Raw genomic sequence first — 12,787 nt, 5'->3', positions numbered from 1 at the left:
CGGCGGGGGTGTCCGTCGCCGGGACGGGGGCCGCGCTTCCCGTCAGCGGCTTGAGCGTCGCGCGCAGGGCTTCAATCTGGGCACGCGCCCGGGTCTTGAGCGTCTCCACGTCATCCAACGTCATCCCCTTCGTGGAGATGGGCGTGCCCACCGTCACCAGCCCGCGCGACGTGGCGAAGCGCCACGAGTGCTTGGGCAGCGCGAGCCGTGTGCCGCTCACCGCCAGGGGCAGCACGTCCGCCTGCATCTCGATGGCGAGCCGGAAGGCGCCGTCCTTGAACGGCAGGAGCTCATCCGTCTTGGAGCGCGTGCCCTCCGGGAAGATCATCACCGGCATCCCCTTCTGCATCCACTGCTTGCAGCGAGCCATGGCGCCGGTGGCCGAGTCACGGTCGCCGCGCTCCACGGGGACGTCCCCGGCGATGCCCATCATCCAGCCCACCACGGGCACCTTGAAGAGGCTCCGCTTGCCCAGCCACTTCATCTCCCACGGCAGGAAGGAGATGAGGAAGCAGTCCGCGTTGGACTCGTGGTTGCTCACCACCACCGTGTTGGGGGCCACGCGGTCCGGCACCGGGCCGTGCACGCCGAAGCGCCAGAAGGGCGTGAGCTTCGCGGCGGTGACGCCCACCAGGCGGAAGCAGCGCCCCACCACGTAGCGGCGCTTGTCGAACAGGAACGTGAGGATGAGCAGCGCGACCTGGACGAAGAAGCCCACCAGGGCCACGAGGCCCACCTCGACCCAGGTCCAGATGGAGAGCAGTGCGTTCATGAGGGGTGTCCCTTGGGCATGAGGGGGTTCAGGTGAGGACCGAGGGGTCCAGGTCCACGCTCACGGGGCAGTGATCCGACCCGTGGACATCCGGATGCACGGCGGCCTTCTTCACGAAGGCGAGCGCCGCCGGGGTGGCCAGCACATAGTCGATGCGCCAGCCGATGTTCTTCTCGCGCACGCCGGCGCGCTGGCTCCACCAGGAGTAGTGACCGCCTGCGGGGTTGAAGTGGCGGAAGGTGTCCACCCAGCCCGCGCGGATCCACCGGTCGAACTCCGCGCGCTCCTCCGGGCGGAAGCCGCTCGTCTCACGGTTCTCGCGCGGGCGCGCCAGGTCGATGTCCTGGTGGGCGGTGTTGAAGTCGCCCATCACCAGGACACGCTGGTTGTCGCGCAGGGGCTTCTCCAGCCGCGCGAAGAGGCGGCGGTAGAAGTCCAGCTTGAAGGGGATGCGGGAGAGGTCCCGGTCCTTCCCGTTGCCGTTGGGGAAGTAGCCGTTGACAACGGTGAGCTTGCCGAAGCGGGCGAACTGGAGGCGGCCCTCCGCGTCCATCTCCGGGGCGTCCAGGGTGGTGGTGAGCTCTTCGGGTTCGTGGCGGCTGAAGAGGCCCACGCCGCTGTAGCCGGGGCGCTCCGCGGCCACGAAGTGGGTCTTCCAACGGCGGGGGGCGCGAACCTCCGCGGGGAGCTGCTCCACGCGGGCGCGCACCTCCTGCAGCCCCACGATGTCCGCCCGGGCCCTGGACAGCCACGGGAGGAAGCCCTTGCGGTGGATGGAGCGCAGACCGTTGACGTTCCAGGAGACGACTCGCACGCCCCCGCTTATGGCGAAAGCGCGCGGGTATTTCCAGCCCCCACCGTTCCTGGACGGACGGTGGGGGCCGGTCACTGCTCAGTGCGTCACGGCACTTCCGTGCCGCTCGCCTTGTTCTGCGGACCGCGCGTGGTGCGGATGACGAAGTCCGCGCTGTTCACGTCCGTGTCCTGGCTGTTGCCCTTCGTCGCGTCCGCGCCGCTCTCCATCGTGGCTGCGGACGAGCCGGCGTTGGCCTTGCGCTCGATGCTTCCGTTGGCCCCGATGGTTCCCGAGACCGGGCTGTTGCCTTCCGCGGCGTTCGCCGTGGAGCCGAAGCCCACCCAGTCCACTGCGAGCGCATCCGTCGTGGTGGTCCCGATGCCGGGCTTACCCAGCCGGATGTGGCCGTTCGGAGCCATGGGAATGGACCCTGTGGTCGCGTCGCCCTTCACCGTGCCCGTGTAGCCGGTGACGGGCGTCACCAGGTAGAAGCCATGCGCGGCGATCTTGGCTCCCGTCGGGAACGTGAAGGCACCAGAGTTGTAGTTCGGACCCGTGGCGCTCCTGTACTGGAGCTTCCAGCCAGCCAGGTCCACGTCCTCGTTCGTCGGGTTGTAGAGCTCGATGAACTCATCATTCGCGCCACCCGGGCCCGCGGGGGCGAGCTCGCTGATGACGACGTGGTTCGTCGTCGGAGCGGCGGTGACCTTCGCCTGAGCGGACACGGACTGGCCGTTGAGCGTGGCCACGATGGTGCCCGTCGAACCGGACGCGCCGGCGGTGAAGGTGAACTTGGCGGAGAGCTCGTTGGCCGGCACCGTCACGGTGGCCGGAACGGAGCCCACGTTGCCCGTCGTGGACAGCGCCACGGACGTGGCCGCCGCGGCCGGGATGTCGAGCGTCACGGTGACGTTGGTCGTCTGACCGGAGGACAGGGACACCGTCTCCGGCGACAGGTACGCCAGCGAGGCCTGCTCGGTCGCACCGAGCACGCGCACCGTGGCGGTGCGCGAGTCCCCACCCAGCGTGGCCGTCAGCGTCGCCTTGGTCGAGCCCGCCGCCTCATCCGCCGTCACGACCACCGGCGCCGAGCGCGAACCCGCCGGCACCGTCACCTGGCCGTTGTTCGCCACGACCACCGAGGGGCTGGACGAGGAGACCTGGACCACGACGTCCGTGGTGGTGTCAGCGCTCAGAGTGACCGCGAGCGGCTCCGGGATCGTCTCACCCGTGGTGCCCGAGCGAGCGAAGACCGCGGCCGGCTCCAGCGCGCTCAGCGTCGCCGTGGTGCCCGCGTCGGTGCCCGTGCCCGCGTCGGTGCCCGCGTCCGGAGCCGGGCCGGCGTCGATGGCGCCGCCGTCCGTGCCCGCGTCGGTCTCCGTACCGGCATCCGTGCCCGCGTCGATGGTGCCCGCGTCGGTCTCCGTGCCGGCATCCGTGCCCGCGTCGATGGTGCCGGCGTCAGAGCCCGCGTCGACCGGACCAGAACCGCCGTCCGTGCCCGCGTCCGTCCCCGTACCCGCGTCCGTCCCCGTGCCCGCGTCGGTGCCCGTGCCTGCGTCGGTGCCCGTGCCTGCGTCCGTCGTCGTGCCGGCATCCGTCCCGGTGCCCGCGTCCGTCACCGTACCCGCGTCGTCCGTGCCCGCGTCCGTGTTGGTGCCCGCGTCGGTGTTGGTGCCCGCGTCGTCGGTGCCCGCGTCGGTGTTGGTGCCCGCGTCGCTGCCCGCGTCAACCGTGGGCGTGGTGACCTGACAGCTGTTGTTGCAGCGATCGCCTTCCGTGCGGTTGCCGTCGTCGCACGCTTCGCCGCTCTCGATGATGCCGTTGCCGCAGACAGGGTTCTTGTTGTCGTCATCACCACCGCACGCCGACAACACCAACAGCACCGCTGACAATGGGACCAGCAGGTGCCGGGAAGACCAGGACATGGAGACTCCGTGTTGAGTACTGAGCCCCCCTGCAAACCACAAAATTACAGGCCGACGCAAACCGGGCCCGGTGACGTCCAGGGCCCCACTTCGTGACCTTTGAGGTCATCGGATTCTCAAAACCCGGCAGACCGGATGGGTCACCAGAACCGCCGCGGCTTCAGCGTGGAGTGGCGGGGGTTTGCGCGGAGGCTGAAGTCTCCAATCCATGCGCATCCAGGAAGCCCCGGACCGCCTGGGCGATCTCCGTCCCGGCCTCCAGGAGGCCCGCGTGGCCGGCGTCATCCACCTGGAGCCAGCCGGCCTGGGGCAGCGCGCGGTGCAGCCGCTGCACCTCCGACAGGGGCACGAGGACGTCATCGCTCGCGGCGATGATCAGCACGGGCACCCGGATGGACGGGAGGACGTCCCAGGCGTGGCCCTCCGTCAGGCCGCGCAGCGTGCGCCAATAGGCCTGCGCGCTCATGTGGTAGAGCGCGTCCAGGAACTCGGCGATGTCCTCTCGCGGGGCCCGGGGGCGCAGCGCGCCCACGGCGCGGGCGAACGGATCCGCCAGCGGGCTGGCGATGAAGGCCTTCACCGCGGGCGCCACCACCGGCACCCACGGTGTGCTGGCGGCCAGGGCGCCCCTGACGGCGCTCAACCCGAAGCGGGATGCCCGGCTCGGGTTGGCCGAGCCCGGCACGCCCGGTGTCCCCGCGATGAGCGTCATGGACGGCACCAGGTCCGGGCGCCGGCGGTACAGCTCCAGCAGGATGCGCACGCCCATGGAGAAGGCGATGTGGTGCGGCGGCCGGCCGTCGCCGCGCGCCATGGCCGCTTCGGTGACGCGCTCCAGGTCGTCCACGTGCACCTGCACGCGGTAGTCCCCGTCGCGCGACTCCTCGCTCATGCCGTGGCCGCGGTAGTCCCAGTGCACCACGCGGTGGTCCTGCTCCAGGTCGGCGACGATGTGGCGCCAGAAGTTCTCCGACGTGCCGATGCCGTTGGTCAGCAGCACCGTGGGGCGGTCCGCGAGCGCGGCGTCGCGGCCCTCCTCCGGCGTGCCCGAGCTGTGGGTGTGGACCGCCACCCGGGTGCCATCCGGGTCGGAGACAAGGTGCGTGGCGCGACGGTAGGGCATCCACGCCCACCATGCGGCCGGGCAGGCGCGGGTGCAAGGGCCGAGGGGCCCCCCACGAGGGCGCCCTCCCCTGCTCGCGCGACCAGGCTGGACGCGCACGGGCCTTGCGGCAATGGTGCAACGGATGCTCAGCGTGGAGGCGGAAGGACTGGACGTGGCGGCCGTGCTCGCCCACTACGAAGCGCACGGCTTCGCGCGCCTGGGCCGCGTGCTGGACGACGCGGGCGTGGAGGCCCTGCGCGAGCGGGCGGACGACCTGATGCTCGGCCGCGTGGTGTACCCGGGGATGTTCTTCCAGCCGGACGCCACCACCGGCCGCTACGAGGACGCGCCGCTGGGGCTGGGCTGGCAGGGCCCGTCCCTGGAGTACCGCAAGCTGGAGAAGTTGGAGAAGGATCCGCGCTTCCTCGCGTGGCTGGAGAACCCGCTGTTCGAGCGGATCGCCCGCGCGCGCATCCCCGGCGACATCGTCCTGTACCGCGCCATCCTCTTCCACAAGGGCCCCGCGGGCGGCAGCAACCTGCCCTTCCACCAGGACGGCGGAAAGCTGTGGGGCCTCACGCGCGAGCCGGACCTCCAAATCTGGACCGCGCTGGACGACGCGCCGGAGGGTGGCGGCTGCCTGGAGGTCATCCCCGGCAGCCACCGCGCGGGGCTGGTGACGGCGCTGGGCGGCGTGATTCCGCCGGACCGCGTGGAGGCGGCGGACGCGGAAGCGCACGTGGTGCCCCTGCCCGTGCGGGCCGGCGAGGCGCTGCTCGTGCACAACCACGTCTGGCACCGCTCCGGGCGCGGCAGGCCCGGACAGCGGCGGCGCGCGTTCTCCGCCTGCTACATGAGCGCGGACACCACCTGCGTGCGCAAGAAGAAGGCCCCGCGCGTGTTCCCTCCGGTGTTCCGCCACCCGGTGCGCGGCGGCTGAAAGGCCCTATCATCCGGGGCGTGTCCGGACACCCTGGAGTCCTCGTCGCCGAGCAGCCCCACTACCTGCCGTGGGTGGACTTCTACGAGCAGGTGGCGCGCGCCGGCACGCTGGTGGTGCTGGACGACGTGCAGTGGCTGAGGCGCGGCTGGCAGCGCCGCACGCGCGTCGCCCTGCCCCACGGCGTGCCCACGCCGCCGCCGTCCGAGCCGGGCTTCCAGTGGCTGTCCATCCCGCTGGAGGATCCGCACCGCGACACGCGCATCCGCGACCTGGCGGTGGACTCAAGCCAGCCCTGGGCGCGCAAGCACCTGCAGGCGCTGGTGACGCTCTACGGAGGCCGGCCCCACTTCCGTGCGCAGGTGCTGCCGCTGCTGGAGCCCTTCTACGACGCCGCCGCTCGCGAGTCCGGCCCGGGGTCGCTGTTGCGCGTGCTCCTGTCCAGCATGGCGCTGTTCTACAGGCCGCTGGGCCTGGAGCCGGACATCGTGTGTTCGTCCACGCTGGAGCGCCGGGGCGAGGACAAGACGCAGCGGCTGGTGGAGTACTGCCTCCAGACGGGCGCGCACACGTACTACTCGGGGACGGGCTCCACGGTGTACCTGAAGCCCGAGCGCTTCCGCGCGGTGGACGTGCGCCTCCTGTGGCAGCGCTTCCGCCATCCGGACTACGCGCAGGGGCGCGAGGGGCGCTTCGTGACGGGGCTGTCCATCGTGGACGTGCTGGCCAACGTGCCCGTGGAGACGGTGCGCACGTGGCTCCAGCCGTCGCCGTGGGGGCCGTTCGCGGGGGACGGCCCCCAGCCGCTTCAGCGGGCGGACGCGGAGGTGGGCGCGGACGCCTCGGGCTTGTCGAAGCGCACGAAGTAGCTGCGCACGGCGGCGTCCAGCAGCGTGGGGTCCAGGCGCGGCGTCATGCCCTGGTAGTTCGCCATGTCGATGACCTGATCCAACAGGTCGCGAGGCTGGCACGCGGCGAACGGCCGGTGCAGCGGGCGGTAGTGCTCGTCGATGAGGTAGTCCACGGCGCGCGCGTCGTAGGGCACGCCGCGCTTCTTGCACATCATCTGGAAGATCTCGTGGAACTGCTCCTCGTCCGGGCGCTGCACCTCCAGCTTGTAGCGGACACGGCGCAGGAAGGCGTCGTCCACGAGGTCGCTGGGATCCAGGTTGGTGGAGAAGGCAGCGAACACGTCGAAGGGCACCTGGATCTTCTTGCCGGTGTGGAGCGTGAGGATGTCCACGTCGCTCTCCAGCGGGACGATCCACCGGTTGAGCAGGTCCTTGGGGGACACCTTCTGCCGGCCGAAGTCGTCGATGAGGAGCATCCCGTTGGACGCCTTCATCTGGAACGGCGCCTCGTAGTACTTCACCTCCGGGGTGTAGACGAGGTCGAGCATCTCCATCGTGAGCTCACCGCCCACCACCACCAGGGGCCGGCGGCAGCGCACCCAGCGGCGGTCGTACGAAGGCATGCCGGGCTCGTCCTCCACCGCGCGGTGGATGTTCGCGTCGAACATCTTCACCACGAAGTCGTCGATGAGCAGCGCGTGGGGGATGAAGATGTCCCCCTCGTAGCAGTTGACCATGCCCTGGCAGATGGCCGTCTTGCCGTTGCCCGGAGGGCCGTAGAAGAAGATGGCGCGCCCGGAGTTCATCGCCGGGCCGATGCCGTCGAAGATGTAGTCGCGGATGATCAGGTCGCCGAACTTGTCCTGCATGCGCTGGCGGGTGATGCGGTTGCCGCGCACGGTCTGCTGCTTCACGGCGGCGACCCATTCGTTGAACGGCACGGGCGCCGGGCCGTTGTAGCGGTTGCGGTCCAGGATCTGCCGCAGCACGTCCGTCACGAAGGTCGTGAGCTGGTAGATCATCGTGGAGCGGCCCACGCCGGAGCCGCCACCGCCTCGGATGTCGATGTACTTCTGGCGGCGCAGGCCCTCGATGACCTCGTCCACCAGCGCGGTGGGCAGTTGCAGGCGCGTGGCCACGTCCATGCCGCGCATCTCGCCCGCGAAGAAGATGGCCTTGAGGACCAGCTCCTCCACGAACGTGGTGTTGAGGCCGGCCTCCTGCAGCGTCTTGGGCTGCGCGGGCCAGAAGCGGTTCGTCGCCGGCGCATCCGACGCCTCACCCCGCCGGAAGCCGCGCCGCTCCGGGCCCACGTAGCCCTGCGGGGGCGCCGTGGCCGCGGTGCGACGGTCGGAGCTGACGGGGCTGCTCGGGCCGCGGCGGTCCGCCTCCGGAGGGGGGCCCCTGCGCTCCGGCCCGGGGCCCGCGCGGCGTTCGGGTGGTTCCTGCGGCGCTGGAGGAGGACCGGGGGGCGCGGTGCGCCGCTCCGTCTGCACGTCCAGCATCTCCTCGGTGAAGGGCGGAGGCGCCGTCGGCGGGGCCACTCCTGCGGCCTGCGCGGGCGGCACACGGGGGCGCGGCATCGGGTCGAAGATGACGGACGGCAGCGGCGCGGACTGCGCCTGCCTGGAGCGGGTGGGCTCCGGCGGCTTGTCTCCTCCCAGGGGAACCCCGGCCATGGTGGGCGAGCGCGGACGGGGAGGCGTCGCCAGGACGGGGCTCGCCGCGACGGCGGGCGTCTCCAGGGGGGTGATGCTGCGATTGGGGTCTTGCTCGGCGTCGGGGGAAGACGGACCCGGGCCAGGTGGGGGCCTGCGGGAGAAGTCGGTCATCACGGCTCCGGCGGAGGGGGAGGCCACTCTACCCCACCGTCCGTGCCGGGGTGTTAACTTCGGGGCATGAGCTTCTTCCAGGCGCCCCCGGTTCTTGGCAACCAGTACGACGACGACGCGTTCCTGCAGGGCTACCTCGCCCGGACCCTTCCGGAGGACATGCGCCGCTCGCTCCAGGACGAATTCCGTGAGTTGGGGGAGCTGGGAGGCAAGTACTTCTACGAGTTCCAGCAGCGCGACCGGCTGAACGAGCCCGTCCTCACGCAGTGGGACCCGTGGGGGAAGCGCATCGACCACATCGAGGTGACGCCGCTGTGGAAGGAGGCGGAGGCGCTGACCGCGAGGAAGGGCCTGGTCGCGGTGGCCTATGAGCAGAAGCACGGCGCGCTCAGCCGCGTGCACCAGTTCGCGCTGAACTACCTGGTGCAGCCGTCGCTGGATGTCTATTCGTGTCCGCTGGCGATGACGGACGGCGCGGCGCGGTCGCTGCTGTCCTTGGGCAACCAGGCCCTCATCGACCACGCCCTGCCCCGCCTGACGTCGCGCGATCCGGCGACGTTCTGGACGTCGGGCCAGTGGATGACGGAGCGCACGGGTGGCTCGGACGTGGGGCTCACGCTGACGGAGGCGCGGCAGTCTCCGGAGGGCTGGCGGCTGCACGGCACCAAGTGGTTCACGTCCGCGACGACGGCGCAGATGGCGCTGACGCTGGCGCGGCCCACGGGCAACGGCCCCGGCGGCAAGGGCTTGGCGCTCTTCTTCGTGGAGACGCGGGACGCGCAGGGCCGGCTCAACAACATCCAGATCAACCGGCTGAAGGACAAGTTCGGGACGCGCAAGGTGCCCACGGCGGAGCTGACGCTGGACGGGACGCTGGCGGTGCCGGTGGCGGGGCTGACGGACGGCATCCGCAACATGGCGATGATGCTGAACGTGACGCGCACCTGGAACGCGATGGGCGCGACGTGGGCCATGCGCCGCGCGATGGCGCTGGCGCACGATTACGCGAAGCGCCGGGTGCAGTTCGGAGCGCCGCTGTCGGAGAAGCCGCTGCACCTGGACACGCTGGCGGGGCTGGAGGCGGAGTTCCAGGCGGGCTTCCTGCTGGCGTTCCGCGGGGTGGAGCTGCTGGGCAAGCTGGAGACGCGCACGGCGACGGAGCAGGAGCAGCTGTTGCAGCGGCTGGTGACGCCGCTGGCGAAGCTGACCACGGGCCGGCAGGTGGTGCACATCACGTCGGAGGTGACGGAGTCCTTCGGCGGCGCGGGCTACGTGGAGGACACGGGCCTGCCGCGCATCCAGGCGGACGCGCAGGTGCTGTCCATCTGGGAGGGCACGACGAACGTGCTGTCGCTGGATTCGCTGCGCGCGCTGGCGAAGGAAGGCACGCTGGAGGCGTTCTTCCACGAGGTGGAGGGCCGGCTGTCCAAGGTGACGGACGCGGGCCTGCGGCCGTGCGTGCAGACGGCGCACGACGCGCTGGAGCACGCGCGGGTCTGGGTGTCCGGAGCGATGGCGAACCCCACCACGATGGAGGCCGGGGCGCGGCGCTTCTCCCTGACGCTGGGGCGCACGCTGGAGCTGGCGCTCCTGAGCGAGCACGCGCAATGGTGCCTGGAGCACGGGCACGGGCCGCGCAGCCGCGCCGCGGCGCGCCGGTTCCGGCAGAACGGCGTGGACCTCATCCAGGATGAGATCGACCTGGACGATTCGCGGCTCTTGGGCTGAGCAATCGCGACAGGTGCACACGGCGGGCGCCCCCATTATGAAGCGGGCGCCATGTCCGTCCTGAGTCCCGAGCAGTGCCAGCGCTTCGCCGCCGATGGGTATCTCGTCCTGCCGTCCTTCGTGGACAGCGGGACGTGCGAGCGGATGCGGACCGTCATCCAGGAGCAGCTCGCCTCCGGTGACGGCCCGGTGGAGTACGAAGCCGACGTGGCCTACCCCGGCTCACCGGCGAGCCTGGAGGTCGAAGGCGGCCGGACGGTGCGGCGGTTGTTGAAGGCCCATGGGCGCTCGTCCCTGTTCGCGGCGTGGTTCGACGACGCGCGGATGGTGGAGGCGCTGGGGCAGCTATTGGATGGGCCGGTGGTGCAGGCGCTGGCGCATCACAACTGCGTGATGACGAAGCAGCCGCGCTTCTCGTCGGACACGGGCTGGCACCAGGACGTGCGCTACTGGGCCTTCACGCGGCCGGAGCTGATCTCCACGTGGCTGGCCCTGGGCGCGGAGACGCCGGAGAACGGCGGCCTGAAGGTGCTGCCCGGGACGCACCGGATGCAGTTCGCGCCGGAGCGCTACGACGCGAAGTTGTTCCTGCGGCCGGAGCTGCCAGAGAACGCGGCGCTCATCGCGGGTGCGCGGTACGTGAGGCTGTCCCCCGGGGACGTGCTGCTCTTCCACGCGCGGCTGTTCCACGCGGCGAGCCGGAACCACACGGCGGACACGAAGTACTCCGTGGTGGCCACGTACCGGCGGACGGACAACCTGCCCGTCCCAGGCTCACGTTCCGCGAGGGATTGAGGGCTGCTTCAAGGTGCGTACTGGTACCGCTCGATGATCCGTCCCTCGGGCGAGACGGCGTAGAGTTCGAACCAGTCGAGCTCGAAGTTGCCACCGGGCCCGATTCCCTCGCAGCGGTCGACGCGCCGATTCACCCGAACGATGTAGACGCCCTTCCCCTTGCCGACGACGACCTCCAGGGCCCGTGCCGTGAAGATGCATTCATTCCGGCGGGCTTTGGGAAAGCGGCTCACGACATCCTGGAGGGCCGCGTAGGACGCCAGGATGGCAGACCCATCCAGCGTCGCCATGGGCTCTACGTCTTCTGGCCATTCAAACGCAGGCGTTCCGGCATCCACGCCCGAGAATGGGCTGGGTGAGGGAATGCCAGCATTTGGCTTCGCGCCCACGCAGGCAATCAGCGCCCCAGCGAGGACACCGACTGCCACTGGAACCGTGCCGCGTCTCAATTGCAGAAGACGCGGCATCTCGCCCGGTAGGCTTTACTTCGAGGCCTGCTTGAGGGCGTCTTCCACGTAGCGGATGCCCTTGGCGGTGATGGCCTTGCCCTTCTTGCTGTCCTGGGCGTAGCCGGCGTGCAGGCGCAGGGCCTTGGCCGCGTTCGGGGCGGCGTACGTCACGCCCAGCCCGCTCCAGAAGCGCGACGTCGTTCCGGACGTCACTTCCACGTCCAGCGCCTTCGCCAGGTACAGCGGGATCAGCGAGCGCAGGAGCTGGTCCTTCTCCTTGCCCGCGGAGACCAGGTCCTTCTGGCGCGCGTGGCCGCGCAGCGCGGTTTCCAGCACCGACACCGCGTCCTCGCTCGCGCCGCCGGACGAGGCCGCCTTCTTCGCGGCGGGCGCCTTCTTCGCGGCGCTCTTCTTCTTCGCGGGCGCGGCCTTCTTCGCGGCCGGAGCCTTCTTCGCCGCGCTCTTCTTGCCCGCGGCCTTCTTGGCCTTGGGCGCCGTCTTGCGGCGGGCCGCCTGCGCCAGCTCCATGCGTCCCTCGAAGGGGACCTCGACCACCGTCGCGTCCACCTGGCGCTCCGGCATCGCGCTGCGCAGCGACTCGATCACCTCATGCATCGACGCGCGCGGAGGCTCGGAGTGCACCGGGCGGGAGACACGGGTCGGCTGCGGCTCGCTCACGGGCGGCTTCCCCTGCGCGTAGTACCGCACCCAATCGCTCGCCTCCTCCACCACTTCTGTCAGGCCAACGCGATCGAGCAGCGACCCCAACCACCGAAGACTGTTGCGCACTTGGAGAACCCTCCCGTTCTGATCCACGGTACTACACTCCGGACGGACGCAACCTATATCGCCAGCAATACGGGTTGTTCCATGCCCCCCCGGGTCGCTACGTCCTTGTAGCGGCGGATCCCGGGAACAGACGTGCAGATGTGGCGCGGTCCCCAATGCCTCACTGCCGCACGGACACCACGCTGCGCGTCTTCACGTTCGTCACCTTCCCCGAGCGCTCCAGCATCCCCTCCCCCACGAGGAACAGCGCGCCGTGGATCTCCTGCCTGCACCGCGCATACACCTCCGAAGGCACCACCAGGTTCGCGATCCCCGTCTCGTCCTCCAGCGAGATGAAGCAGATGCCCTTCGCCGTCGGCGGCATCTGCCGGCAGATCATCATCCCCCCCACCTTCACCGGCCGCCCCGCTGACACCCGCTTCAACCCCTCCGCCGTCACCGCCCCCATCCGCTTCAACGTGGGCCGCAAGAGCTCCAGCGGGTGCTTCTCCAGCGACAACCCCACCGTGTCGTAGTCCGCCACCACCCGCTCCTGGACGCCCATGGGGGGCAATTCCACCGACGTGCCGTCCATGGGCATGCCGAAGAACAGGTCGTCCGCGTCCAGCGGGCCCAGCGCCTGGATCTCCCACAGCGCCTGCCTCCGCGCCCCGCACAGCGACGCCAGCGCCCCCGACAGCGCCAGCCGCGTCAGCTCATGCCGGGGGATGCGCGTCCGCCGCGCCAGGTCTCCCACGCTCGTGTAGTCCCCCCGCCTCGCGGTCTCCACCGCCCGGCCCGAGGACTCGCCCAGCCCCCGCAC

Annotated in this window: 12 protein-coding genes; 4 read left to right on the top strand and 8 right to left on the bottom strand. The window is 70.6% G+C overall.

Going from position 1 to position 12,787, the window contains the following annotated elements; genetic code table 11:
* The 4 genes from D7W79_RS28040 to D7W79_RS28025 form a co-directional block, all read right to left on the bottom strand.
* Nucleotides 1-772, bottom strand: a 772-nt coding sequence (locus D7W79_RS28040) for a lysophospholipid acyltransferase family protein (protein ID WP_147442087.1), incomplete at its 3' end; no start/stop codon positions are given.
* A gap of 28 nt (nucleotides 773-800) precedes the next feature.
* Nucleotides 801-1,586, bottom strand: coding sequence for an exodeoxyribonuclease III (locus D7W79_RS28035; RefSeq protein ID WP_120528460.1), 786 nt, complete (start codon nucleotides 1,584-1,586; stop codon nucleotides 801-803).
* Between the two features lie 86 nt (nucleotides 1,587-1,672).
* Nucleotides 1,673-3,496 carry a lamin tail domain-containing protein gene (locus tag D7W79_RS28030; RefSeq protein WP_120528459.1) on the bottom strand — a complete coding sequence of 608 codons (1,824 nt, stop codon included), beginning with the start codon at nucleotides 3,494-3,496 and terminating at the stop codon, nucleotides 1,673-1,675.
* A 160-nt stretch (nucleotides 3,497-3,656) separates the two neighbouring features.
* Nucleotides 3,657-4,619 carry an alpha/beta fold hydrolase gene (locus D7W79_RS28025; RefSeq protein ID WP_120528458.1) on the bottom strand — a complete coding sequence of 321 codons (963 nt, stop codon included), beginning with the start codon at nucleotides 4,617-4,619 and terminating at the stop codon, nucleotides 3,657-3,659.
* 124 nt (nucleotides 4,620-4,743) lie between these two features.
* Here D7W79_RS28025 and D7W79_RS28020 point away from each other — a divergent pair, with 124 nt between their 5' ends.
* Both D7W79_RS28020 and D7W79_RS28015 read left to right on the top strand, forming a co-directional pair.
* Nucleotides 4,744-5,541 (top strand): phytanoyl-CoA dioxygenase family protein, encoded by a 798-nt coding sequence (locus D7W79_RS28020; protein ID WP_120528457.1) that lies wholly within the window; start codon nucleotides 4,744-4,746, stop codon nucleotides 5,539-5,541.
* A gap of 20 nt (nucleotides 5,542-5,561) precedes the next feature.
* Nucleotides 5,562-6,410, top strand: coding sequence for a WbqC family protein (locus D7W79_RS28015; protein ID WP_120528456.1), 849 nt, complete (start codon nucleotides 5,562-5,564; stop codon nucleotides 6,408-6,410).
* On the opposite strand, the gene D7W79_RS28010 is transcribed toward D7W79_RS28015, so the two are convergent.
* Complete coding sequence (locus D7W79_RS28010) at nucleotides 6,350-8,224, bottom strand: DUF8689 domain-containing protein (protein ID WP_120528455.1); 1,875 nt, start codon at nucleotides 8,222-8,224, stop codon at nucleotides 6,350-6,352. The genes D7W79_RS28015 and D7W79_RS28010 overlap by 61 nt on opposite strands.
* A gap of 66 nt (nucleotides 8,225-8,290) precedes the next feature.
* Between D7W79_RS28010 and D7W79_RS28005 the strand changes: the two genes are divergently transcribed.
* On the top strand, nucleotides 8,291-9,952 hold the full coding sequence (locus tag D7W79_RS28005; RefSeq protein ID WP_120528454.1) for an acyl-CoA dehydrogenase family protein: 1,662 nt from the start codon (nucleotides 8,291-8,293) through the stop codon (nucleotides 9,950-9,952).
* Nucleotides 9,953-10,003: 51 nt separating this feature from the next.
* Entirely contained in the window at nucleotides 10,004-10,747 is a 744-nt protein-coding gene (locus tag D7W79_RS28000) for a phytanoyl-CoA dioxygenase family protein (RefSeq protein ID WP_120528453.1), read from the top strand.
* A gap of 8 nt (nucleotides 10,748-10,755) precedes the next feature.
* On the opposite strand, the gene D7W79_RS27995 is transcribed toward D7W79_RS28000, so the two are convergent.
* The 3 genes from D7W79_RS27995 to D7W79_RS27985 form a co-directional block, all read right to left on the bottom strand.
* Complete coding sequence (locus D7W79_RS27995) at nucleotides 10,756-11,037, bottom strand: hypothetical protein (RefSeq protein ID WP_120528452.1); 282 nt, start codon at nucleotides 11,035-11,037, stop codon at nucleotides 10,756-10,758.
* A 192-nt stretch (nucleotides 11,038-11,229) separates the two neighbouring features.
* On the bottom strand, nucleotides 11,230-11,985 hold the full coding sequence (locus tag D7W79_RS27990; RefSeq protein ID WP_244222003.1) for a hypothetical protein: 756 nt from the start codon (nucleotides 11,983-11,985) through the stop codon (nucleotides 11,230-11,232).
* 160 nt (nucleotides 11,986-12,145) lie between these two features.
* Nucleotides 12,146-12,787, bottom strand: a 642-nt coding sequence (locus D7W79_RS27985; RefSeq protein WP_500681246.1) for a helix-hairpin-helix domain-containing protein, incomplete at its 5' end; no start/stop codon positions are given.

This window comes from Corallococcus exercitus, assembly GCF_003611585.1.
GTDB classification, from domain to species: Bacteria; Myxococcota; Myxococcia; order Myxococcales; family Myxococcaceae; genus Corallococcus; species Corallococcus exercitus.
Note: the sequence above shows the minus strand (reverse complement) of the source record. Positions and strands in the feature narration are given on the sequence as shown.

Coding starts and splice junctions, on each gene's coding strand:
- D7W79_RS28030 (WP_120528459.1), bottom strand. CDS start 3,496: ATGTCCTGGTCTTCCCGGCACCTGCTGGTCCCATTGTCAGCGGTGCTG.
- D7W79_RS28025 (WP_120528458.1), bottom strand. CDS start 4,619: ATGCCCTACCGTCGCGCCACGCACCTTGTCTCCGACCCGGATGGCACC.
- D7W79_RS28020 (WP_120528457.1), top strand. CDS start 4,744: ATGCTCAGCGTGGAGGCGGAAGGACTGGACGTGGCGGCCGTGCTCGCC.
- D7W79_RS28010 (WP_120528455.1), bottom strand. CDS start 8,224: ATGACCGACTTCTCCCGCAGGCCCCCACCTGGCCCGGGTCCGTCTTCC.
- D7W79_RS28005 (WP_120528454.1), top strand. CDS start 8,291: ATGAGCTTCTTCCAGGCGCCCCCGGTTCTTGGCAACCAGTACGACGAC.
- D7W79_RS28000 (WP_120528453.1), top strand. CDS start 10,004: ATGTCCGTCCTGAGTCCCGAGCAGTGCCAGCGCTTCGCCGCCGATGGG.
- D7W79_RS27995 (WP_120528452.1), bottom strand. CDS start 11,037: ATGGCGACGCTGGATGGGTCTGCCATCCTGGCGTCCTACGCGGCCCTC.